The following is a 21,618-nucleotide window of genomic DNA, read 5'->3' on the forward strand; positions in this document are numbered from 1 at the left end:
CTTCAAGACCCTGAAGAGGACAATTTATTAATGTTTTCTATTAAGTCCTCGCTGATAGTGCCATAAGAAACCTCTTCGACAGGCCCCCGCATCCTCAACGACCAGTCATCCCTGACTTCTATCTGAAGCTCCCCGCCGGGCATGGAAATGGTTACGTACTTGTCGGTGAGACCGTTTTTGACGCATGCAGCGGCCACCGCACAGGAGCTGCTGCCCGAGGCCAGGGTATACCCTGCTCCCCGTTCCCAGATTAGGATCTGGACCAGGTTTCTAGAAACGACCTTGGCGAATTGAACATTGGTTCGCTTGGGAAAGAGGCGATGAGTCTCGATTATAGGGCCGAGCTTCCTGGTGTAGCCTTCGTCGAGTGTATCGACAAACGCCACGCAGTGCGGGTTGCCAACCGAGACCGCAGTGAACTTTAGAATCTCACCGTTTATTCTCATCTCTTCACCCACCACTTCCCTTTCTTCCCCTTCCACCGGGATCAAGGTGCTGGTGAATGTGGCATTCCCCATCTCCACGGTGACGAATAATACCCGGTTGTTTCTGGTCTCCAGTTCTGCACTGACTATGCCACCCAGGGTATCTATGTTAAACGAATCTTTGTTGGTATAACCGTGTTCGTAGAGGAATTTGGCAAAGATCCTAAGCCCATTACCGCTCTTTTCGGCCTCACTTCCATCCGGGTTGAAAATTCTGAGTCCGAAGTCTGCCTTGTTCGTGGGGATGAGAAGCAATATACCGTCCGACCCTATCCCATAATTTCGATGGCAGAGGAGCTTTATAACCTCGTCTGTCAGTTGAAAACCGATATCGGCTATATCCAGGACGATGTAATCGTTTCCTAGCCCGTGGGACTTAACAAACCGGTTCATAGGTTTATCCTCATTCTATTTTGAGCAAAAGAGTATAATATTTTATCCGAAATTCAAAACTGCTTTTTGATGAATTATTGATTGAGTAGGGCTTGAATTAATAGCCTATTCCAGTTTGCTGGCTGGGGTGTGTTAATGACAACTCTTCTCCGGGTGTTCAATCTGGGATGGGAAGAAATAAGGAGGGGATTTTAATTTAGATTACTTCCTCCTGATACCCTTCCGCCGCTCTGAATGTTAGCCTGAACAGGTCTGTAGTGGAAATGATACCAACCAGTTTTCTTCCATCCATGACCGGAAGATAACGAACATTCTGTTCGTACATGATCTTAGTCAATTCGTCGATGCTGTCCTCTGCCTGGGCGCATTGGACTGTTTCGGTCATGACGTCTTTAATCTTTGTCTTCTCTAGGTCTTTTCCCTCTGCAATCACCCGGGTTACCAGGTCGCCCTGTGTAAAAATTCCAAAAGTGGGTTTTGGGGTCTGGACAATCAGCGCTCCTACATTGTGTTTGGCCATTATTTGTACCGCTTCCTTAACCGAGGTATTCTCGTCGACGGATAGAACATCTTTAGTCATGATTTCATTTGCTTTCATGTTCGACCCCTCCTGCATGAAGGTATCTGCTCATGGGAAAACCATTAACGTCTATAATTTGTTATAAATAAATTGGTGCTCATTGTCAACAAAATTTTTAGACTGGTAAGGATAGACTGACTGCCTTTTAGGAAGAAGGTTTGTAAAGGCCATTAAAGCTGGAATTATATTTAGACATCGATCAAAATGTCATTCAAAATCGATTGGTATAATTTTCACATTTTGCTTTTATTGCCGGGCAAAAGCAGGGCTAAGCCTATTGGTTTGAGGCCTAGCCCATTGCTATATAGACTGGAATATAAAATCACTTCGAATCCTCTAAGATAAAGGTAATGCGTACGTGAGCCCGGTATTCGGTTATCTTTCCTTTTTCGATGTGGGCGTTCATTTTGGTGATCTCTAATCCGGTGAGGCCCCTTAGGGTCTTGTTGGCTCTTTTTAAAGCATTTTGCACGGCATCATCCCAAGACTTTTCCGATGAACCTATGACTTCCGTTATCCTTGCTACAGCAGCCATTTCAACCTCCTTTAGTGCTAGTTTTAGTCAACAACTATCAAATCCCGAAGATAAAGTCAAGTATGATTTTTTAGTAAAGCCATTTCAGAATGCGTTTTTTAATAGAGACTTTGGTAGGAAAATCTTTTATGGTATTTAAAGTTATCTCTGCAAAAAGCAATAACAAAGATGCGGATGGCAATGACTCTGGCAGTGAAATTAAAAATATATCCGTCGGGTTCATGCCGTCTACAATTGATTTGACAAATCGCAATAAAAGGTTAAAAATCTCTAGGCTTATTCCAATCAATACGTACAATTCGGAGGAGGTGTTTTTATGATAAATGAGCTATACGACTTGAGTGGCAAGGTTGCGCTTGTCACCGGGGGTTCCAGGGGCATCGGCAGGGCTATATGCCTTGCTTTAGCCGAGGCCGGGGCGGACATTCTTCTAAACTATGCCAGAAGCGATAAACAGGCCGACGAAGTGAAGAAGCAGATCGAAAAAATGGGGAGGAAGTGCGTTACAGTTAGGGCTGATGTAAGCAAGTTTGAGCAAGCCCAGAACCTGGGCAAGGCTGTAATCAACCATTTTGGCAAGGTGGATATTTTAGTGAATAACGCTGGGGTAAACAGGGATAGGACATTACGGAGAATGACTCCCGAGCAGTGGAAAGAAGTTATAGAGACCAATCTCAATAGCCTGTTTAACTGCACAAAGGCTGTAGTGGAACCCATGGTCGCACAAAAGAGCGGCGTAATCATATCCATTTCGTCAATTATAGGGGAGATGGGAAATGTCGGTCAGACCAATTATGCATCGACCAAAGCGGGTATAATTGGTTTCACCAAGAGCTTAGCCCGAGAACTGGCCGGCAACAATATTCGGGTGAACGCAGTTGCTCCCGGGTTCATCGAGACCGATATGCTCGGAACGGTTCCCGAGGATATCAGGAAGCAAATACTGGCACAGATACCTTTAGGAAGATTTGGTACCCCAGAAGAGATTGCCCTTGCTGTTCTCTACCTTTGTTCTCCTGCTGCAAGCTGGATTACGGGCATCACGTTGAGAATCAATGGCGGGCATTATATGTAGTAACGGTTTATCTGTTTGCCTGTTACGAGTTTGGCAGTTTAGACTACGCAAACACAAAAACTCGCTAACCCGCAAACAATTCATTTAGACCTTTGTATAAGCCAGTCGGCTACCTTTGGCCAAAGCTCCTTGAGTGACTTACTACTCACCGAAAGGCCTATATGGCCTGTGGGGTAAATTATGGTCTCTTTATCCTTACTAGATATTAAGTCATTAAAAACTAAGCTCGAAGCCGGAGGGACGAGATGGTCGTGCTCGGCTATGAGGTTTAATACCGAGCATTTGATGTTTCTAAGGTCAACCAATTTTCCATTGATTCGAAGCTTGTTTTGTACCAGCAGGTTCTCTTGATAACAGTACTTGACGAATTCTCTGAAAACCTCTCCGGGGACCGGAATGTTGTCATTCAGCCACTTCTCCATGGCGAAGAAGTTGTCGACGAACTGCTCGTTTTCCACATTTTCATAAAAGCTAACATACTTGGACACCAGGTTCTGTACCGGTTTCATTATGAGAAAGCTGGCCTGGAGAAATTCAGGGGGAACGTTTCCAAAAGCCTCTACAAATTTGTCTACATCAAAGTTGGGTTTGTCACTCCATAGATTCAAAGTTCCCTCCACTTTGAAGTCGATGCCCGTGGTCATGAGAATTAAGTTCTTCACATCTTCGGGATAAAGCGATGTATACATCGCTGACATAGTGCCACCCATGCAATAGCCCATCAGGCTTACCTTGTCCGAGCCGGAGACCTTTTTTACCTTGCTTACCGTTTTTCTTATATATCTGTTTATGTAATGGTCGAGACCGAGATGCTTATCTTCGTCTCCCGGTACACCCCAATCAATCATGTATACGTCTATACCCTTCTTCAATAGGACTTCGACTACACTCCTTCCCGGCTTTAGGTCGAGAATATATGGTCTATTAACCAGTGCAAAAACCATTAAAAGCGGAACGGGGTAAGTTTTCTCGGCTAATGGGTAGTAATGGAGCAGACGTAACTTATTCTCGGTAAAAACGACCTCGTGAGGGGTCACCCCAACTTTTACTTCCGGCGGGTTCACTACGGCCAGCTCCACCGCCTTGGCCAGCTTTTCCTTTGCTTTTTCTGCTTCCTGAATCAAAGATTCGAAGTAATTAATCGTCATATAGGGTATCCCTCCTTGGTGTCAATGCTGTCACGGCTATAATACTACCACCAACCCGTGTATAGCAAAAACCTGAATATTAAACCTTCACACTTTCGTTTGACCGACTGGGTAGAACTGTGAGACTCTTTGTTGGCGAAGGGTGGCTACTTCTCGATAACCTACTTATTGGAAGCCTTCTTTGTCAATTTGATCTCATCTACTTTGTCCATAAGGTCGTTTATCTTGGCTTCGATGTTGTTAATCGTAGAAAGGATCCGGTCAACGTCAGTCTTCGTAGGAATGCGCATGTTTTTTAGGTTCTTTTCAATGACTTCGTCCAGGTATTTCTTGAATTCTGAGGACCTTTCGATTGCCTTTCCCATGTTAGCGGCGAATAGGGGACTGTTAAGCCACATTTCTAGTGCTTCGGATGTAGTCTTCTCCCAGGTTTCATAAAACTTCTTGTAGTTTGCAACCGGGTCGAATTCCGCATTCTTTGGGTCTGCTGATTCAGCTTTATTGAGGAAGGGGCTTTTAGTCCAAATATCTATTGCCTCGGACATGGTCTTCTCCCATCCCTCGTAGAATTTTTTGTAGAATTCCGAGTAGTCAAAGTTTTTGCTCATGAATCTTTTTCCTCCTGGCTTTTTTTGGCCTAGTCTGTTTTTTCTCTTTAGTTGACGATGGAGTTGTTTCTAAGGATTTGATTTTCTCTTCGAGTTGATTGAGCTTCTGATTTATCTTGTTTAGTGAAATCGCCAGCCTTTCGGTATCGTTTTTAATGGGAACATATCTGAGTCTTAGGTTTCGCTCCATGGTGTCTTGTATATAATTCTTAAACTCGATTGATTTCTCCACCGCCCTTTCCATGCTGTTTGTGAATAGAGGACTCTTTAGCCAAACATCGAGTGCCTGAGAAGTGGATTTTTCCCAAGATTCGTATAGTTTCTTGAAGTAACTGAAATAATTAGACTCTTCTTCCTTCTTTTTTTCAGGCATTAGAGTCCTCCTACATTCTTTTTATTAAACCCCTTTTAAACTACCCTCCCTCGATACAATTAACACGTAAATGCAAGCGGGATAGGAGCTAGTTTACCTAGTCTTTATTATGATTTAAAGAGGTTTAATTGCTCTTCAAATGCGGAGAAAGCCTTCTCTGTAGCTTTGTGGGTTAGGTTAATAAAGTCCTTGGCAAGCTTATCCGATACGTTTCTCACCAGCTTTATATATTCTTTCTGAGCATTTGCCAACCGGTCGAAGTTTCCGTCAAAATAAAAATGCGGGAACTCCTTGGGTAGCTTTTCCAGGTTTGACTTTATCTGGGCTGCATATTCTTTTTGTGCTGTGAAAAGTTGCTCAAGCTGGGCGTTTACGAACTTTTGGTTTTCCTCCCAAATAGAAAGGGAGAGCTCCAAGCCGGATAGGTAGTTTTCCTTCACCAAACCGCTCAGGCCCTTAACAAAGTCACTAAAATCCTCAACCTTTACCTCTACTTCTTTTTTCTTTTCGGCCATTTCAATTGCCTCCTTTTTTTATTTCCATTTAATATAACCAGGGCATTATAGGTTGTCAAGCGGTTTCTTCGCATTTGCGAAAAAAAAATACATAGTGATATTAGTAGATTATAAGACTTAAAACCTATTTTCTAGAGCATTAGCGAATAAAACATGGATTTAATTCGAATATTCGGCGAGGGGTGTTTTCGTGTAAATGGTTTTGGTAAATTTTTCCATCCGATGAACGGAGAACCACTCTATTTGTGAAAGTCGGGTAGAATGGTATTTTGATTCGGTTTCGGGACGGGCTCTTTGATCCTTATTATTTCTATACTCATCTTTCTTAGCCTATTTTATCCTTACAGAGTACCCTCGGCTCAAGAACCGACTCCATTACATCCATCCGGGAAATTGAACACTAATTTAATTGGCTGCTTACTGCCCCTGAGCGGTGAGTACGAGTTGGTCGGGAGAAAGGCTTTAAGGGGCATCCTGGCGGCAACGAATACAATCAATGGACAACTTGGGTTTCAGGTGATTGTCAGAGACTCTGGCGGGAGTATAGAGGAAACGAGAAAGGCGCTGGAGGAAATGGTGAGAGAGGACGGGGTGTCCTTGGTGGTCGGCCCCATTCCTAGCGGTCTTATTGATGAAGTGAACGGTACTATAAAATCCCTAGAGATTCCTACCCTGGTTTTTCCTGTCTCAAATAGGGGAATTCCACACAATGCTTACCTTATAAAATTCTCATACAACATTGAAGAACAGGCCCGAGTTCTGGCACGGTACGCCGTAGAGGCGATTGGTATAAAGACATTCGGGGTTCTTAATCCAAGGAATCATCTCGGGGAGCAGTTTAAAGAGGCATTTGTCAGGTCGGTTAAAGCGCTGGGAGGTGACCTCACCTATGCTGGCTCTTACGACTTAAGTCTCGATAATATCTGGACGGAAATAGAATGGCTTAACTCGATTCATCCTCAAGCTATTTTCATCCCCGACGGGGCCACGCGCTCAGCAGAGGTAGTTAAGTTGTTAAAGCAGAGGTTGACCCTGGGAAACGTACTCTTCCTGGGGCCAAGCACTTGGAACAGCGACTCATTCCTGAGAGCTATTGGTAATGAAATCGATGGAGCAGTGTTCAAGGTCCTCTTTACCGATTTCTTTTTCCCAGGAAGCAATGGGTGGTTGGATTTCAGCGACAGGTTTGACTATGCTTTCGGCGAACGGCCGGACTCTCCCCTGGAATACCAGGTGTACGAGGCAGTCAAGCTTACCCTCGAAGCTTTGAAAGACCCGGTTGAGAATAAGGACATAATGGAGCGGCTGTTAGCTCTGGCGGATGATCAGCGTTTCGAAATAACCAAAAGCATGAACGGGGGTCTAGAGATTACTCCGAAGCCAGTTTTACTTACAATCAAGGATGGGAATATTATCGAGATAAGATGAAATGCATGTTAATAGCTGCCGAGAAAATCGTGCTGTCCAGGTGCTAAGTAGCCGATTACGAAAAATGTAAAAAGTATGACACCAAACCCTAAGACCGCGCCCAAAGCCGCTTTTCTTCCCCTCCAACCGGAAGCAAGCCGGCCATGAATCAAAACCGCATACAGAAACCAGGTGACCAGAGACCAGGTTTCTTTGTGTCCCCAATTCCAATCGGATTGCCAAATTTCCTTGGCGGAAAGGAGTCCCAAAGCTAGTCCTATGGTAAGTATTGGGAATCCCACCAGTAGGCAAAAGTGGTTGAGGCTATCCAGGGTAGTAAGCGAGGGCATATTTATAGAGACTCCTCCCATTTTTTTCGATTTTATTCTCTTTTCCTGGAATATGTAAAGTACGCTGGCAATGAAGGCAAATGTGAATATAGCTTCTCCAAGGAGCGTCAGGGCGATATGCACCACGATCCAGGGGTTTTTAAGGGAGGGGTCGTGTTCGATTATACCTTGAGGAAGAATCACCGATGGTAAGGTCAGGATGAGGGCAAGCGGCGCCACGAAGGCACCTATTATCAAGACCCGGGGCTTAACCCGTGAAGCCACGATATAGACCAGTGAAATAAACCAGGAGAACAAATAGAGCGACCGGTCCAATCCGCCGGCTATTGCTTCTCCTCTGGTGTAAACAATCACTAGACTGATAGTATGTAGCACTGTTCCGATTATGATGACACTATATCCCAGGGCTGAAAACCTCTCTCTTTGAGTCCAGAGGTGGGCGAAATAAAAAAGGGATGATGCTAAATAGCAAAGGGCGATAAGCCAGTGCCAACTCATGCACCTATATTCTAATGAATAAAATCGTATTTATAAAATTAGGGAATACACGTCGCCGACATCTCTACTGATATTTCATTCCAAATGATCAATAGAGGGGGGATTTTTTCAGGCTCTCCGCTTGGTAATAGGTAATCAGAGGCTGGATAAGCTCATCTAGATCTCCATCCAGGATCGTTTCAATCTTGTGGAGGGTGAGTCCTATGCGGTGGTCAGTAACTCGGCTTTGGGGGAAATTATAGGTCCTGATCTTCTCGCTTCTCTCTCCGGTTCCTACCTGGTCCCGGCGGGTAGAGGATATTTCCATCTGGCGCTTTTGCTCTTCTACCTCGTAGAGTTTGGCTTTCAGCATCCTCATTGCTTTAGCCCGGTTTTTGTGCTGCGATCTTTCGTCTTGGCATTGAACCACTATCCCGGTGGGAACATGGGTGATCCTGATGGCGGAGTCCGTTTTATTGACGTGTTGCCCGCCGGCACCGGAGGCCCTGAATGTGTCGACCCTTAAATCCCTCTCATCTATGGTGACTTCTAAATCATCTGGTTCGGCCAGGATGGCTACCGTAGCGGTTGAAGTATGTATTCTTCCGCCGGCTTCGGTGGAAGGCACCCTCTGCACCCGGTGTACGCCGCTCTCGTGTTTGAGCTTGCTATACACATTCTTACCCTGTATCGACGCGATTATCTCTTTAATACCCCCGATTCCGGTCTCGTTTATGCTCATTATTTCCACCCTCCAGCCGTTCCTCTCCGCATATCGGGAATACATCCGGAATAGGTCGCCGGCAAAGAGAGCCGCTTCTTCACCGCCCGTCCCCGCTCTTATCTCTAAGAAGACGTTTTTGCTATCGTTGGGGTCTCTGGGCAAGAGCGCGATACGCAGTCTTTCCTCTAGTTTAGATCGTTTCTCCTCCAAAGAATCGAGTTCGCTGCGGACAAGCTCGCCCAATTCTTTATCCTGGAGAAGCGCTTTATTCTCCTCTATTTCTTGCAAGGTTTTCTTGTATTGGCGGTAAATTTCTACTACCTCGGAGATCTCAGATCGCTCCTTGGAATAGCGGTGAATATCGGAAGAGCTTATACCGGGGTCACTGAGGATTTTTTCAATCTCCTCATATTTTTTCTCTACTTCATCAAGCCGTTTAATTATCCCGAATTCTTGCATATTTAGATAGAATATTTACACATCTTGCAAAAATTTCAAGATAAAGTTAAACTTGTGTTGATAAGATTATGAAATCAATGGATATTCTTGAGAGCAGAATAAAAGAGGCTTTATCCAGAACAGCTCAGTTAGAGGCAGAGCGTTCAAACTTGGCGGAAGAGGTTACCAAACTTAGAGAAGATATAATGAAGATCGAGCGAGAAAAGCGCGAGATCAAGATGAGGCTTGAACAAATCATCGAGAAGTTAGAACTTTATCTTATCAGGTCCGAGGCATAAAGGTGAAACGTATAAAGGTCAGCGTTTTCAACAACGATTTCATGATAAAAACCGATGCAGACGAGGAATACGTGCGCGAAATAGCTCGTTACCTGGAGGATAAGGTAAAAGAAGCATCGCCACAGCCGGGTAATATGTTGATACCGAGGCCTTTTCTTCTAGCCACTCTCAAGATAGCCGATGATTACTTCAGATTAAAAAGAGAGTTTGAGGAGTTTAAAGATCGTGCTGAGGAAAGATCAAGAAGCCTGGTCGAGATATTGGACATTGCCCTCAAGGGAAAAGAAACCTTTAGTCCTAGAAGCGAAGAAGAGACGAGAAAGCTCAGAGAAGAACAGCGGGAGGATTCTCTTAAATAGTGATGAGATCCTAAGGCCTGTCTCCGGTCTTCCCACGCTAGAAGTAAAGGATACCAACCCTTCTTTCAAGAAAGATAAAGTCCGCCGTGAGCTACTGGAAAAAAGACTTCTTCTTCCTGCAAAAACTGTAATCAAAAACAGCAAAAGGATTACTTCCCTGGCTATTTATTTTGAGCCATTCAAAAAGGCTAAAAGCCTGGCGCTTTACTTTCCCGTCAGAAACGAGGTAAGAACCGAAGGGATATTTGAGAGGGCAAGACAACTGGGCAAAGGAATTTACTTCCCGCGCGTCTCTGGTTCGATTCTTGAATTTCTTGAGGTTCATGATCTCAGTGACCTAAAACCGGGGAAATTTGGAATCCCGGAACCGGCATCGGGTGCGGATAGAAAGGAGGCAGAGGATATTGACCTGATAATTGTCCCGGGAGTAGCCTTTGACCGTGAGGGCGGGAGAATGGGATACGGTAAGGGGTATTACGACCGCACTTTGAGGCGAGTGGATAGAAGGAGATTATTAGGATTGGCTTATGATTTACAAGTGTTGGACAGTGTCCCGGCGGAAGAAAGGGATATAGGAGTGGGCTTTTTAATCACAGAGTCGGGTATAATTTTTGCACACGGAGGATAGCCATGACCATTATTTGGTTTACGGTGACCGCAGTTCTGGCGCTTATTATTGGCATTGCGGCACATTATATATACAGAATGATAATAGAGAAGAGAAATCTCGACCTTAAGAAAAACGAGGCTCAGGTAATTATCGAGATGGCCAGGAAAGAGGCCGAGAAGATCCGGATAGAAGGGGAGCTTAAGGCAAAGGATATTGTAGAGAAAACGAAGGCGGAAATTGAACGGGAGATGCGGGAGAGACAAAAAGAGCTCTCCAGAATAGAGAAAAGGCTCCTGAGCCGGGAGGAACAGCTCGATAAGAAGTATGAGTCTGTAGAAAGAAGAGAATCGGAGATTTCCCGAAAGGAGAGGGATATTGTTACAAAGGAAAAGGCCCTCGACGACAAGCAGGCCGAGCTTGATTCTATTGTGGAGGAGGCAAAGATGAAAATAGAGCAGATAGCCGGTATGACCCAGGAGGCGGCCAAGAGAGAGCTGGTGAATATGATCGAGAATGAGGCCAGACATGAGGCGGCGAAGCGGCTTAAGCTGATAGAGGATGAGCTTCATGAGAATGCGGAGAGAAAAGCAAAGGATGTAATCGCCCTGGCCATTCAAAGATATGCTGGCCAGTACACCAGCGAAAAAACGATATCCGTCGTGAATCTTCCCAGCGACGATATGAAGGGCAGAATCATAGGACGGGAGGGGAGAAACATACGTTCGATAGAGGCCCGGACCGGGGTAGACATTATAATAGACGATACACCGGAGACCGTCGTTGTTTCCTCTCTAAACCCGATACGAAGGGAGATAGCCAGAATTACTTTGGAACGGCTGATCTCCGACGGCAGGATTCACCCGGCTAGAATAGAAGAGATTGCACTTGAGGTTGAAAACGAGATCGAGAAGGAGATTCAGAAGTCCGGGGAGGAGGCGGTATTTGATATCGGTGCGCATAACATGCATCCGGAGCTGGTGAAGCTGGTAGGGAAGCTGAAGTACCGGACCAGTTTTTCCCAGAACATACTTAGCCACTCGTTAGAAGTGGCCTTTATTTGCGGTATCCTGGCTGCGGAGATCGGCTATGACCCTAAGCTGGCCAGAAGGGCGGGGCTTCTTCACGATATTGGAAAGGCCCTTGACCATGAGATTGAGGGTTCTCACGTGGAGATCGGTGAAGAGGTTGTGAGAAAATATGGAGAACCACCCGAGGTAATTGAGGCGGTAGCTAAATACCATGACCCGCAACCTCAGTCGCTTCTGGCCATTCTGGTACAGGCGGCAGATGCCATTTCCGCAGCAAGGCCGGGAGCAAGGAGAGAAACCTACGAGACGTATGTAAAGAGAATAGAGGACATCGAGAGAATAGCCGGTTCATTTCGAGGCGTGGAAAAGTGCTATGCTATCCAAGCGGGAAGGGAGGTTCGGGTTATAGTGGAGAGCTCGAAGGTAAACGACGAAGAGGCTGCTTTACTTTCTAATGAAATCGCCAAGAAGATCGAGCGCGAGGTGGCCTATCCTGGCCAGATAAAGATTACGGTAATAAGGGAAGTACGAGCAACTGCCCATGCCATGTAAAGGACAAGGCGGCATAAAATTGTTCTTTCTTTTTAAATAGCACCTCATTTCATCTATTAGAATGGGGGGCGACGCAAATTGCCCCTATTCGTCGCTCTATTCAACCGACATTAACAGGATGAAATCCTGGATTAATGCATAAACTCAAAACCTACGGAAGCTTTATAAAGGTCGAGCACACACTTTTCTCTTTCCCCTTAATTCTGTCAGGGGCGTTCCTTGCGGCGCGAGGCGTGCCGAATATTAGATTGCTTTTGCTTATTGTTCTTGCCGGGGTCGGGGCCAGGACTGCCGCACTCGGACTGAATAGAATAATAGATAAGGAGATTGACCGGAGTAATCCCAGGACTGTAGGGAGGGAGCTTCCCTCGGGGGAAATAATGTTGCTGGAAGCCCTTTTAATCGTCGGTTCGGGTATCACGATTTATTCCATCGCCGCTTATCTCATCTGCGACCTGGTCTTCTATTTATCCCCGATTCCACTGGTCGTTTTCGTTTTATATCCTTACATGAAGAGATTCACTTACCTCTGCCATTTTGGGGTGGGGCTTGGACTGGCTCTCGCTCCATTGGGCGGATGGATTGCGGTGAAGTGTTCTCTAAACGGAATTTTCCCGGCCCTTGTTCTCTCCATTTTCACTTTATTTTGGGTCTCCGGATTCGATATCATCTATGCCACTCTAGATGAGGAGTTTGACAGACAAAGCGGGGTGCATTCCCTGGTGGCAAGGTTCGGGAAGAGAAATGCGCTCCTTGTTTCCGCTGTCCTCCACTTGATGGCGTTTCTTTTGCTAGCCGCCCTTTATATCACTGAATTTAGGTCGGTATACGCTTTCCTGTTCTTGATTGTCACCGGATTTTTCCTTTTCTTGGAACATAGAAAATCGTCCGATGTAGACCTGGCTTTTTTTAAAATAAACATCCTGGTCGGCTTCTTCGTTTTCATTTTTATTCTCTCTGGGATATACTTAACATGAAATGCGAACAATCGTAGGAATTACAGGCGCTTCGGGCGTAGTATATGGCGTAGATTTCCTGAGAAAGTGCCCTGACGACAAGTTTCTGGTAGTGAGCAAATGGGGAAAGAGGGTTCTCCAGGAAGAGCTGGGTTTAAAAGTTGAAGAGATTAGTCCCTGGGTAAAAAAGACTTTCAATGATTGGGACCTAGCCGCACCTTTTTCATCCGGAAGCAACCATTTCGATAGTCTGGTAATAATTCCCTGCTCGGTGTCGACTCTGGGCAAGATCGCCTCCGGAATCGCCGATACCTTGATAACCAGAGCGGCACAGGTTGCGCTCAAGGAGAGAAGAAGGCTGGTCATTGCGCTGAGGGAGACCCCGCTTAGCTCCATTGCGCTTGAAAATGCGCTTAAGCTTTCCAGAGAAGGTGCAATAATAATGCCGATAAGCCCTCCTCATTATATTGATGCAAGTACCGTAAATGACCTGGTGGAGGGTTTTGTGAATAAGGTTCTGAAGGTAATTGGAATTGACGATGGGAGCGGATGGCGGCAGGAGGATTTAGAATAGCTAACTAGGGTATAAAAATGACAACGTTACTTTCAAAAGCAATAAAGAAAGTTGAAGCTTTGCCACCAGAGTTACAGGATGGAATCGCCAAACAGATTATAGAGGATATTGATAACGAACTCAAATGGCAGAAAACGCTTGATCAACCACAGAGCAAACTTGAAAAATTAGCGGGAAAAGTTCTACAAGAGTCTAAAGCCGGAAAGACGAAGAGAATGGGATTTGACGATCTGTGAAATCGGAGCTTACTGAGGAGTTTATTGACCGTTTTCCCAAGTTACCAGAGAGAGTAAGGCGTACAGCACGAAAGAATTACAAGTTATGGAAGAAGAATCCTTACTACCCCAGTTTAGAGTTCAAACCGGTAAAAGCAACTAAAAAATCCATTCCATAAGAGTTGGACTTGGGTGGAGGGCTCTAGGGGTAATGAGAGAAGATAAGAATACGGTCGTGTGGTTCTGGATAGGGTCGCACGGTGAATACGATGCTTTGCTAAAAACCCTCTGACAACGAAACACAAATGAAAAAAAGGAACTTTCCCGACCTTCAGGAATTCATACGATATCTGGAGGCGACTGGCGACCTAAAAAGGATAAAAGCTGAGGTTGACCCGATCCTGGAAATCACCGAGATTTCTTCGAGGGTGATCAAAGAGAACGGACCTGCCCTCATTTTTGAGAACGTCAAGGGTTCACCGTTTCCTCTGGCCATTAACCTCTTTGGGAATGAAGAGAGGGTTGAGCTTGCCCTGGGAAGAAAACCGAGAGAGTTAGGCGAAGAGCTAGTTTATCTTTTCGAGAAGTTAAATCCGCCGTCGATTAAGTCGTTTTTCTCAATTCTGCCAAAAGCATTTGGGCTCCTGTCCATGAGGACCAAAAGCGTCGGGAGTGGTGTAGTTCAACAGGTAGAAGAGGAACCCAACCTGGACCGGCTTCCCATAATCAAGTGCTGGCCCAAGGACGGCGGAAGGTTTATCACATTAGGGTTGGTCTTGACCCAAGACCCGGTCACGAATAGAAGGAACTTGGGAATCTACCGGATGCAGATATACGATAAACAAACAGCCGGAATGCACTGGCATCCGCACAAGGGCGGGGCTGCACATTATCACGAAGCGACCAAGCTGGGAAAAGACCTGGAAGCGGCAGTAGTTCTCGGAGGCGACCCCAAGATGATTTTCACCGCCATTGCTCCGCTTCCCGAAGGCATGGATGAGCTTGCCTTTGCCGGTTATCTTCGCGGAAATCCGATTCCCATGGTTCGGGGGAAAAGTATATCTCTTAACGTCCCGGCAAATGCCGAGTTTATTATAGAGGGTATCGTCCCCCAGGGAGAACTGAGAACAGAGGGCCCATTCGGAGACCACTTCGGGCACTATTCGATGGAAGCCGATTTTCCGGTATTCAAAGTGAAGGAGATAACGCACCGAAATAACCCGATCTACCCGGCCACCGTCGTAGGGAAGCCGCCTAAAGAGGATATATTTTTGGGAATCGCCGCTGCGGAGATGTTTTCTCCACTCATAAAAATAATCCAGCCGGAAGTGAAAAGGATGTGGGCCTATCCGGAAGCCGGGTTCCACAACCTTCTGGTAGTCTCGGTCGACGAGAGGTACCCTAAGAACGGAATAAAGGCCATGCTGGCACTCTGGGGCACCGGACAGCTTCTTCTTACCAAGTGCATGATTATGGTCTCAAGCGATGTCAATCCCAGAGACTGGGACGCGGTTCTCAAAGAGATAGGTGAAAATTTTGACCCGCGTGAAGATTTTCTTCTTATTCCCTGGGCGCCGGTTGATACTCTGGACTTTACCAGCAGAAAGCTAAACGTTGGGAGCAAGATGGGGATAAATGCGGTGAGGCGGGCTAACAACTCGGACAGAAAAAAAAGAAAAATTCCTGAGACGGTGCCCGACCCTAGAGAAAAGCTTGACCAGGTTCTAGACTACAGGCTTTTACCCGGCGGATTCCTGGTGCTTAAGGTTAAGGAAAAGCCCAAAGACGCCATCCGCAGAATTTTTGACCTGCCTGGGTACAAGGATTTAAGGATTGTAGCGGTGGTAAGCGCAGATATTGACATTCATGATGACACCGAGCTAATATGGGGTATATTTACCAGGTTCGATCCTTACCTCGATGTTATCTTTGAGGAGACCGAATTGAAGGGTTCGGCGGTAGTTTATAACGGAAGGATGGGGATAGATGCCTCATTCAAGGAATGGTATCCTGAGGTAATCGAAATGTCGGAAGATGTAAAAGGGAAGGTGAGCAAGAGATGGAAGGAGTATTGGACAGAATAGGAACCCTTTGCCGGGATAAATCCCTTCTACCGATCCTGAAAAAAGTCGAAAATGGAGAGCGCCTGAGCTTTGAGGACGGGCTAAAGATCCTGGAAACCCAGGACCTGAATGCGGTGGGGATGATGGCGAATTATGTGAAGAGAAAGAGGGAAGGGGAGAAGGTTTATTTCGTCGTAAACCGTCACGTTAACCCCACCAACATCTGTGCCATCTCCTGTAAATTCTGCGCCTTTGGGGTAACCAAAAAATCTGCCTATGCTTATGAATTAAGCCATGAGCAAATACTGTCAATGCTGAATGAAGAGATAAGAGAGGTGCATATCGTCGGCGGTCTCCATCCCGACTGGAGGTTTGAGCATTATCTGGGAATTGTGAAGCTCATTAAAGATGCGTTTCCAAACACTCACGTGAAAGCGTTCACCGCAGTGGAGATTGACTGGTTCACGGAGATAAGCGGGAAGAGCATCGAAGAGGTATTGGTAACGCTCAAAGAAACCGGAGTGGATGCCCTCACCGGCGGTGGCGCCGAGATCCTTCATCCCGATGTTAGAAAGAAGATATGTGCGCCAAAAACCGTTGCCACCAGGTGGGAAGAGATACACAAGATCGCTCACAAGCTGGGCATACCTACCAATGCCACAATCTTGTATGGACATATAGAGGAGCCTTTTCATGTCGTCGACCATTTGGAGAGGCTAAGAAGAATCGAAGATGAATCCCCGGGATTCTTTGCTTTCATACCGGTTTTATTCCAGCCTGAGAACACTGCACTCAAGAAACAGGTGAAATTCGTCCCCGGGTCTTATGACCTGAAAATACACGCGCTTGCCCGCCTTTATCTGGACAACTTTCCGCACATTAAATCCTACTGGATAACCCTCGGCGAAAAACTGGCCCAGGTCGCCCTTCACTACGGAGCCAGCGATGCTGACGGCACCATCATGAGAGAGAAGATAATCCACGATGCCGGCGCCCCGTCCGAGGTCGGCCACAGCCGGGATTTCATGGTTAACATGATAAAAAACGCCGGCTACATCCCGGTGGAAAGAGACGCCCTTTACAACGTGGTGAGGGTGTATAACTAGAGGTTCGTCAGTTGCTATGCTATTATGTGTTAGTAACTCCGAGCTAAATTTTTGGTATGAGGGGTTATGTCAGTCCGGGTTACAAAACGTCAATTCAACATAACTGAGTATTACCGCATGGCTGAGGCCGGCATCCTATCCGCGGATGACCGAGTAGAGCTCATCGAAGGTGAAATCATAAAAATGACCCCGATTGGAAGCCGCCATGCCGGCTGCGTTAGTCGTTTAAATGCTTTACTCAATCGCCTTCTTAGTGAAACTGCTATAATAAGCGTCCAAAATCCACTACGTCTAAGCAACCTTTCAGAGCCTCAACCTGATATCATTTTGTTAAGACCACGCAATGATTTTTATTCTAACGCCCATCCGACACCCACCGATGTTTTGTTGATTATAGAGGTAAGTGATACATCTTTAGAGTACGACCGGGACATCAAAATACCTCTTTATGCAACGGCATCAATATCTGAGGTATGGCTGGTGAACTTGATTAAAGACATGATTGAAATTTATAGAGAGCCGCAGGAAGGTATGTACAAAGAGGTTCGTTACTTTACTCGTGGTGAAACCGTAAGCCCTTTGTTCGACCCAGAACTGACCCTAAGCGTTGATTCCATTATTGGTTAGTTGTTATATACTGTCGAAAGAGACGTTTTTTACAACGGTTGGGGTTAAAGAGTAATTAAATGTCATCGTCACGGCAACTAATGGGAATGAGGGGTGTTTTTCTTGTTGCTGCTGAATTGTCTCGACTCGGCTTCATAGTTTCACCGGTATCGTGCAGCTCTTTTGGCGCCCATCTGCTTGTTACTGATCAGTCGTTTCGCCCTTAAATGTTCGACTTTAAGAATTGTTCCTAACTTATCTTATTTATTAATAATCTTTTCTTCCTTTATCAACACTCCACCCTCAAAGATGAGAACCTGATAGAATCCCTTCACCGGCCCATACACCCATCTCTCTATTACCATTTCCCTTCTCTGGTCCGGGGTCAGGGTGTATCCTATTACCTCCCTTATGACCGGTTCGCCGCAATCTATCAGAACCTGAAAACTGAGGTCACCCTTTGAAAAGAATTTCTTACCGCAGGTAAATGCATGAGCAGTATTCAGAGCAGGAATTAGAAGGGTAAGTATAATGCTTATGCAAAATATCCCTTTCATACTGTGGAGTTGCTCCTTTTTGTTTAGCTGGTTGATACATCTTACAATAACTGAAACTTTTGAACAAATAATCATGATTTCTTTCGGAAGCCGCTCTCAGGAAGAATTTTTCTACCGGTGTGTTAGGGTAACAGTACGTAAATTGAAATAGCATTTCCTGTGGTATATAATCGGCCTTACAATACGAAATGAGGAAGGTGGTAAATGGCCAATGACCCATCCAGCAATTCTGACCAGTTGTGCAAGCTCTTGTACAATGCAGCAGGCGATTTGTCCCGCGCCGTGGCCCCCGATATTTCAAATCAAGGTAAATTAGCAGGTTCTTGGGAAAGAACTCCCGCCATCCATTTTCTATGGGTTTTAATACTAATCTCTTTCCTATCTGCCTGTCAGCGGTCTAAAGACATTTGGGATATAACTGAACCGAGCGTTACTCCGGGCTGGGTTACGTTCAAGGAAGAGGCGAACGTCAACCCAAAGACTCTTTTTGATGACTATGCCGAAATCTTTCAACTCACTCCCGGTAATAAGATGGTTATTGTTTCCGAAGAAAGTGATGAATTGGGAATGGTTCACTATAGGTACCTGCAGTATTACCAGGAAATTCCTGTAGAGAATGCTGAGTTTATGGTTCACGCCAAAGAGAGCCGTGCGCTTAAAGCAAACGGCACCCTGGCCATGAATTTTGCTCCACCAGAAACCACACCGGCGATTTCAGAAGAGGACGCGCTACAAATAGTGATGAAGCTCATTCCGTCGGAAAGATACTTTCGTGAGGATAAACTGGTCGAAGACCTGGAAAGCGCCGACACAAAGAATGAAGGACAAGAATATCGCCCCAAGGGCCAGTTGATTTTTGCCCAGAAGCCAAATACCGATTCGGACGAATGGGTGCTGGCCTGGATGTTCAAGGTGTACGCACTTCCGTTAGACCGCTCCAGGCAAGTTTACATCAATGCCTCTGACGGCTCGGTGCTCAAGGAACTTCCCTTGTTTGCTAATTGCCACGCCGGCAGCGGAGACACGACTTTCAGGGGAAATCAGCAGTTTAATACCAAAAATACGAACAACCGTTTTTACCTTATCAATGACTGCAATGGAAACGAACTAAAGGCAGTTCTGCTGGATAATACGGATAAAGCCGTTGATGTATTTGACGATGATAACAACTGGAACGGCAATAATAGGTCGTTGGTTACCTCCTATTGGGCTTTGGATATCACCTATGATTATTTTCGGCTTGTGCATGGAAGAAACAGTTATGACAACAAGAATAGCAACATGACCATTCGCAACAACCCCAATCTGAAGGATAAAGACGGGAATCTGAGTCCAAACAATGCTTCGGGAGGCGGAGGCGTGATAGACATCGGCTTCGGCAGCACCAATAGCGACAACGATGATTACAATACCGTAGACATTGTAGGGCATGAGTTTACTCATAGCCTCATTCAGACATCCGCCGGGTTGGAATACGATGCTAACAAGGAATCGGCTGCGCTTAACGAATCCTTTTCCGATATCATGGGACAATTGGTCGAGCGCTGGGAAGAGCAAAATCAAAACCCCGACTGGGTCATCGGCGATGGCAAGGGCTGCACCGGAGGCGCTATTTGCCGGGATCTTAAAAACCCGAAGACCTATAATCAACCGGACACTTATAAGGGAAAATACTGGCAAAGCACGGGCACGATAGACCCGCACGTTAACGGCAATGTGCAGAATCGTTGGTTTTACTTGCTCACCGACGGCGACACCGGCACAAACAGTGAAACTAACGTCCAGTACTCGATCAACGGAATCGGCATTCAGAAATCTGGTAAGATAGCCTATAGGACTCTTACCAGATATCTCAACTCCAATTCAGGCTATGAAGACGCCCGTGAAGGCTCGATCCGCGCCGCCGAAGACCTTTACGGGGTAGATTCTCAAGAAGTAGGTCAGGTAATTAAAGCCTGGTGTGCAGTAGGGCTTTGTCCATACACACAACCCAAACAACCCGACCGGTTTGATAAAAAAGGCGGAAACCCTAACCCCGTATCTCCGGATAACAACAACGCCCTGGCAGGAGCAACCCCGCTTGGCACGAATACTTTGCGGGGACCGATCTTGCTGGTCACGGATAGTTTGGATTGGGTAATCGATGGGAATGAGCCGCCGAGAATGTGGCTATCCAGTCTGAACATATTTCCTTTTGATGACAAAGATTATTTTAAGATAACCTCCCCGGACGTCCGAAATCTATTGGGCGCGTGCTCCATCCCTAGCCTGGCATTTAGTTTCACCAACAATGTTAACGCAAAAATTTACAACGGAGATGCCGTCGTAAAAACTTATACCAATGCCTCCTATTTCAGCACTTCAATCTCCGGTATAGGTCCGAGCAGTTTTACAATTTCCGTCGAGCCCGCTTTTCCTGGTCAAATTCTGGACTACGACATGCAAATCTCGTACTTTTTTTCGTTTGACAAAGACTGTGGTGAAACCGAAGTGAGGCCGGAATGGGAACTGATAAAAGAGTGCATCATGTGCGATTATGAAATATTATCGGAGCGAGACCGGGTTATTCTAGAACCGCCCTACCGGGCCGAATTTAAAGCGCCGGTGGAGAATTACTACTTTTATTACGATGGCCAATCTCCTCTCGACATTAACGTGGAGGTTATGAGCGGCAATAAGCTCGAGGCTAAGTTGATTGATGATGATGGGGGTGTGATTGATGCTTCCGACAAGATTGAAGAAACTGATGCCGGGAATGTCTTGCGCTTAAGCGGCGGTCAACTGAGGGAAGGGGTATATTCTCTTCGCTTCAACGGGTTCGGGAACGGCACGGAAGTATCCATAAAATTACCCGGCCGGTGAGCCAGGTCGAAGCGTAGCAACCTATTCTATATTTCATACAATTTTTCTTATCACCAAAGTACGGATAAGGGAGGATGAAATATGCAAACGATACTATGTTGCGGCGTCCATAACCTGGGGATTTAACCCTGCTGATGGGACCAGGCTTCCCTTTGACCAGCGCTGGCCGGGGATTCTGCAACTGGAATTGGGAAATTCTGTACGGGTTGTGGAGGAATCCCTCATGGGAAGAACTACGAATTGGGATAGTCCTTTCCTTCCGGATAGGAACGGACAAAAGATGCTGAGCACGGTGCTCGAATCTCATTCGCCAGTCGATATGTTCATCCTTATGCTCGGGACTAATGATTTGTGGAAATCCTTCAATTTCACGTCGTCGGAAATAGTGGCCGGGTGTCTATCCCTTATTTGGACTGTCCAGAGAAGCAAGTGTGGGCCAAGACTGGGAGTGCCGGAAATACTCTTAATCTCTCCCCCACCGCTCGGAAAGTTGTCCAATTTTATGGGTGTATTTTTTGAGGGCAGGCAGGGAGTCTCAAAAGAATTGGGAAAGGCATACGAAGAGGCGGCTAAGTTTTCAGGATGTCATTTTCTAGATTCGTCTAAATATGTGAAAGTCAGCAAGGTTGACGGCGTTCATCTAGACGCACAGGAACATAAAAAACTGGCAACAGCGGTAATAAAGGTAGTATCCGCTATAATGGAAATAGGCAAGAAGTAAGT

24 protein-coding genes and 1 pseudogene are annotated in these 21,618 nt (G+C 45.9%); 15 read left to right on the top strand and 10 right to left on the bottom strand.

The features are described 5' to 3' along the window. Positions 1 to 2: 2 nt before the first annotated feature. The 3 genes from dapF to VNN20_07080 form a co-directional block, all read right to left on the bottom strand. Complete coding sequence (gene dapF, locus VNN20_07070) at positions 3 to 878, bottom strand: diaminopimelate epimerase (protein ID HWP91940.1); 876 nt, start codon at positions 876 to 878, stop codon at positions 3 to 5. A gap of 196 nt (positions 879 to 1,074) precedes the next feature. Continuing rightward, on the bottom strand, positions 1,075 to 1,476 hold the full coding sequence (locus VNN20_07075; protein ID HWP91941.1) for a CBS domain-containing protein: 402 nt from the start codon (positions 1,474 to 1,476) through the stop codon (positions 1,075 to 1,077). Positions 1,477 to 1,780: 304 nt separating this feature from the next. Beyond that, on the bottom strand, positions 1,781 to 1,993 hold the full coding sequence (locus VNN20_07080; protein ID HWP91942.1) for a dodecin family protein: 213 nt from the start codon (positions 1,991 to 1,993) through the stop codon (positions 1,781 to 1,783). A gap of 316 nt (positions 1,994 to 2,309) precedes the next feature. Between VNN20_07080 and fabG the strand changes: the two genes are divergently transcribed. Then, on the top strand, positions 2,310 to 3,068 hold the full coding sequence (fabG, locus tag VNN20_07085; protein ID HWP91943.1) for a 3-oxoacyl-[acyl-carrier-protein] reductase: 759 nt from the start codon (positions 2,310 to 2,312) through the stop codon (positions 3,066 to 3,068). A gap of 80 nt (positions 3,069 to 3,148) precedes the next feature. On the opposite strand, the gene phaC is transcribed toward fabG, so the two are convergent. The 4 genes from phaC to VNN20_07105 all read right to left on the bottom strand — a co-directional run bounded on the left by phaC (position 3,149) and on the right by VNN20_07105 (position 5,712). Beyond that, positions 3,149 to 4,216: a class III poly(R)-hydroxyalkanoic acid synthase subunit PhaC gene (gene phaC, locus VNN20_07090; GenBank protein ID HWP91944.1), complete on the bottom strand. Its 1,068-nt coding sequence runs from the start codon at positions 4,214 to 4,216 to the stop codon at positions 3,149 to 3,151. Positions 4,217 to 4,377: 161 nt separating this feature from the next. Continuing rightward, positions 4,378 to 4,824, bottom strand: coding sequence for a poly(R)-hydroxyalkanoic acid synthase subunit PhaE (locus tag VNN20_07095; protein ID HWP91945.1), 447 nt, complete (start codon positions 4,822 to 4,824; stop codon positions 4,378 to 4,380). After that, positions 4,808 to 5,197, bottom strand: coding sequence for a hypothetical protein (locus VNN20_07100; protein HWP91946.1), 390 nt, complete (start codon positions 5,195 to 5,197; stop codon positions 4,808 to 4,810). Before VNN20_07100 ends, VNN20_07095 begins: the two co-directional genes overlap by 17 nt. A 107-nt stretch (positions 5,198 to 5,304) precedes the next feature. Beyond that, entirely contained in the window at positions 5,305 to 5,712 is a 408-nt protein-coding gene (locus VNN20_07105; GenBank protein HWP91947.1) for a hypothetical protein, read from the bottom strand. A gap of 393 nt (positions 5,713 to 6,105) precedes the next feature. On the opposite strand from VNN20_07105, the gene VNN20_07110 reads away from it, so the two are divergent. Further along, positions 6,106 to 7,140: a penicillin-binding protein activator gene (locus VNN20_07110; GenBank protein ID HWP91948.1), complete on the top strand. Its 1,035-nt coding sequence runs from the start codon at positions 6,106 to 6,108 to the stop codon at positions 7,138 to 7,140. 8 nt (positions 7,141 to 7,148) lie between these two features. Here the strand turns inward: VNN20_07110 and ccsA are convergent, their stop codons facing one another. After that, a complete protein-coding gene (ccsA, locus tag VNN20_07115) occupies positions 7,149 to 7,967 on the bottom strand; it encodes a cytochrome c biogenesis protein CcsA (protein HWP91949.1) in 819 nt (272 codons plus the stop codon). Positions 7,968 to 8,055: 88 nt separating this feature from the next. Further along, the gene (prfA, locus tag VNN20_07120; protein HWP91950.1) at positions 8,056 to 9,114 is read right to left on the bottom strand and encodes a peptide chain release factor 1; all 1,059 of its coding nucleotides are present in this window, start codon (positions 9,112 to 9,114) and stop codon (positions 8,056 to 8,058) included. Positions 9,115 to 9,197: 83 nt separating this feature from the next. Here prfA and VNN20_07125 point away from each other — a divergent pair, with 83 nt between their 5' ends. The 11 genes and pseudogenes from VNN20_07125 (at position 9,198) to VNN20_07175 (ending at position 17,497) form a co-directional block, all read left to right on the top strand. Next, a complete protein-coding gene (locus VNN20_07125; protein ID HWP91951.1) occupies positions 9,198 to 9,407 on the top strand; it encodes a hypothetical protein in 210 nt (69 codons plus the stop codon). Positions 9,408 to 9,409: 2 nt separating this feature from the next. Continuing rightward, positions 9,410 to 9,766: a cell division protein ZapA gene (locus VNN20_07130; GenBank protein HWP91952.1), complete on the top strand. Its 357-nt coding sequence runs from the start codon at positions 9,410 to 9,412 to the stop codon at positions 9,764 to 9,766. Beyond that, positions 9,675 to 10,394 carry a 5-formyltetrahydrofolate cyclo-ligase gene (locus VNN20_07135; GenBank protein ID HWP91953.1) on the top strand — a complete coding sequence of 240 codons (720 nt, stop codon included), beginning with the start codon at positions 9,675 to 9,677 and terminating at the stop codon, positions 10,392 to 10,394. The genes VNN20_07130 and VNN20_07135 overlap by 92 nt, the downstream gene beginning before the upstream one ends. Before the next feature lie 2 nt (positions 10,395 to 10,396). Then, the gene (gene rny, locus VNN20_07140) at positions 10,397 to 11,956 is read left to right on the top strand and encodes a ribonuclease Y (protein ID HWP91954.1); all 1,560 of its coding nucleotides are present in this window, start codon (positions 10,397 to 10,399) and stop codon (positions 11,954 to 11,956) included. Between the two features lie 134 nt (positions 11,957 to 12,090). Then, entirely contained in the window at positions 12,091 to 12,933 is an 843-nt protein-coding gene (locus tag VNN20_07145) for a UbiA-like polyprenyltransferase (GenBank protein HWP91955.1), read from the top strand. Position 12,934: 1 nt separating this feature from the next. Further along, a complete protein-coding gene (locus VNN20_07150) occupies positions 12,935 to 13,486 on the top strand; it encodes a UbiX family flavin prenyltransferase (GenBank protein HWP91956.1) in 552 nt (183 codons plus the stop codon). A 17-nt stretch (positions 13,487 to 13,503) separates the two neighbouring features. Then, positions 13,504 to 13,722 (top strand): hypothetical protein, encoded by a 219-nt coding sequence (locus VNN20_07155; protein HWP91957.1) that lies wholly within the window; start codon positions 13,504 to 13,506, stop codon positions 13,720 to 13,722. After that, positions 13,719 to 13,993, top strand: a pseudogene (locus VNN20_07160) (hypothetical protein). The gene VNN20_07155 and the pseudogene VNN20_07160 overlap by 4 nt, the downstream one beginning before the upstream one ends. 13 nt (positions 13,994 to 14,006) lie before the next feature. Beyond that, positions 14,007 to 15,785 carry a menaquinone biosynthesis decarboxylase gene (locus VNN20_07165; GenBank protein ID HWP91958.1) on the top strand — a complete coding sequence of 593 codons (1,779 nt, stop codon included), beginning with the start codon at positions 14,007 to 14,009 and terminating at the stop codon, positions 15,783 to 15,785. Next, positions 15,761 to 16,870, top strand: a complete 1,110-nt coding sequence (gene mqnE, locus VNN20_07170; GenBank protein ID HWP91959.1) for an aminofutalosine synthase MqnE — start codon at positions 15,761 to 15,763, stop codon at positions 16,868 to 16,870. Before VNN20_07165 ends, mqnE begins: the two co-directional genes overlap by 25 nt. A gap of 66 nt (positions 16,871 to 16,936) precedes the next feature. Then, positions 16,937 to 17,497: a Uma2 family endonuclease gene (locus VNN20_07175; GenBank protein ID HWP91960.1), complete on the top strand. Its 561-nt coding sequence runs from the start codon at positions 16,937 to 16,939 to the stop codon at positions 17,495 to 17,497. Between the two features lie 239 nt (positions 17,498 to 17,736). Here the strand turns inward: VNN20_07175 and VNN20_07180 are convergent, their stop codons facing one another. After that, positions 17,737 to 18,033, bottom strand: coding sequence for a DUF2845 domain-containing protein (locus VNN20_07180; GenBank protein HWP91961.1), 297 nt, complete (start codon positions 18,031 to 18,033; stop codon positions 17,737 to 17,739). A 204-nt stretch (positions 18,034 to 18,237) separates the two neighbouring features. Between VNN20_07180 and VNN20_07185 the strand changes: the two genes are divergently transcribed. Next, positions 18,238 to 20,895, top strand: coding sequence for a M4 family metallopeptidase (locus VNN20_07185; GenBank protein ID HWP91962.1), 2,658 nt, complete (start codon positions 18,238 to 18,240; stop codon positions 20,893 to 20,895). Positions 20,896 to 21,004: 109 nt separating this feature from the next. Next, complete coding sequence (locus VNN20_07190; GenBank protein HWP91963.1) at positions 21,005 to 21,616, top strand: SGNH/GDSL hydrolase family protein; 612 nt, start codon at positions 21,005 to 21,007, stop codon at positions 21,614 to 21,616. Positions 21,617 to 21,618 lie beyond the last annotated feature (2 nt).

The organism is Thermodesulfobacteriota bacterium, from assembly GCA_035559815.1.
Classification (GTDB): Bacteria; Desulfobacterota_D; UBA1144; order Nemesobacterales; family CSP1-2; genus DATMAT01.